General features: G+C 73.0%; 1 pseudogene. It reads right to left on the reverse strand.

Annotated features, from left to right (window positions below):
* Nucleotides 1-1,564 (reverse strand): annotated as a pseudogene (locus U9977_RS05505) (tetratricopeptide repeat protein); the annotation flags it as partial.
* Nucleotides 1,565-1,701: the final 137 nt, after the last annotated feature.

The following is a 1,701-nucleotide window of genomic DNA, read 5'->3' on the forward strand; positions in this document are numbered from 1 at the left end:
CCAGCGCCTCCTCCCGCCGGCCGGCATGGTCGAGTCGCCAGGCGAGCCGTTCATGCAACCGGGCGCGGTCGGCCGGGTCGTTGGTCTGAGCGAGCCGGTGGGCGTGCAGCCGGGAGGCGACCGCGGCGATGCCCACGTCCAGCTCGACATGACGATGGTCGGGGAACAGTTGTTCCACCGCGTCCAGCAGTTCAACGTCGACGTCTTCCCAGGACGCGAGGCTGACCAGCACCGGTGTGCCGCCCGCAACAGCAAGATCGGGGCGGTCACGCAGCACCGTCGCGAGCCGGGCGCTGACATGCGGCCAGCGTTTCGCGGTCTCCACCAGAACGGTCAGCGCCCGACCCAGATACACCGGCGGCTCGTCACTCCCGGCTGTCAGCAGCCGCGGCAGCGCCGTCGTCGTCCACGGGTCCGGATCGAGGTCCCCCCCGTCGCCGACGTCGGGGAGTTGCAGCGCGAGGAAATCCTCCCCCAACCGGTCCGGATACAGCGGTTCCAACAGCAACGCACGGTCCGCCGGCGGATAACACAGTGCATGATCGTCCAGAATCTGTCCGGCGGTGTCCTCGGTGACGGCCAGCCCGACCCGCAGGAGCACACCGGCCGCCAGGTCATAGGGCAGCGGCCGGGTCAGCGTCGCGGTGAACACCGCCCGCCCCATTACCCGCGGGCCGGTCACCATCGGCTGGCCGGCCTTCTCATGCAGCCGCCGCCAATGATCCCACTCCCGGCCCAGCAGATACGCCGACAACGCGCCCGGATCGGCCGGGGTGGGCCGCCCGGACCGGGCCGCGTCCACCGCGACCAACGCCGCCATGTGCACCGTCAGCACCAGCGCGAACGCCTCGTCGTCCGCCAACCCGACCGGCGGACCGACAGCGGCAAGGTCGGCCACCCCGAGCAGGTCGGCGAACCGGGCCGCCGCCGCGGTGAACAACCCGGCCCGGGTCGTTCCTCCCCCCGCGACCGGGCCGAGCCGCTGCCGGCTGACCCCGACATCCTGCCCGTCGAGCCGGTGCGCCAGCGACTGCCACCAGTCCGCCGCCGGCCGGGCCACCAGCAACACCCGTACCGGCCCGGCGGGGAGGTGCCGGTCCGCCAGCAACGCGAACACGTCCCCCACCGGCCACCGCTCGGCGTAGTCGACAACGATCAGCACCCCGCGCCCGGCGGGTAGCGAGTCCGCGCCCGCCGTCAGGCTCGGCTCCTGACGGGCCGTCCACACCGCCCACCCCGCCACTGCGGACGCGGCGGCGAACTGCGCCGCCAGCCGGGTCTTGCCCTGCCCGCCCGGACCGTGGACCAGGCGCACCGCCAGCCCGGACCCGCCGTCGCGCCACCCCGCCAGGTCCGCGAGGTCATCCTCCCGGCCGGCGAACCGCACCAGCCGGTACCGGGCGGACAGCAACCGACTCGGGGCCTCCCACACCGACGCCAGCGGCGCAGGTGCCTCGATCGGGAACGGCATCAGCTGATAGCCCGGCGGCGAGCCGTAGAAATACTGCGTCTCCGCCGCATAAAGGTCACGGCCGGCGATGTTGATCTGTTCGCCGGCTGCCATCAACGGCCGCCGACCGCCCGTCGTAACCGCACCTCAGGCATCCGGCCGGTGGCCACCCGTCCCGTAGAACACCTGCGAACCGCGCTGCACCGCGTACACGTCCCGGCCCGCCGTGTTGGTCTGCACCCACGACTGTG

It is taken from the genome of Protofrankia sp. Cas8 (genome assembly GCF_963555845.1).
Classification (GTDB): domain Bacteria; phylum Actinomycetota; class Actinomycetes; order Frankiales; family Frankiaceae; genus Protofrankia.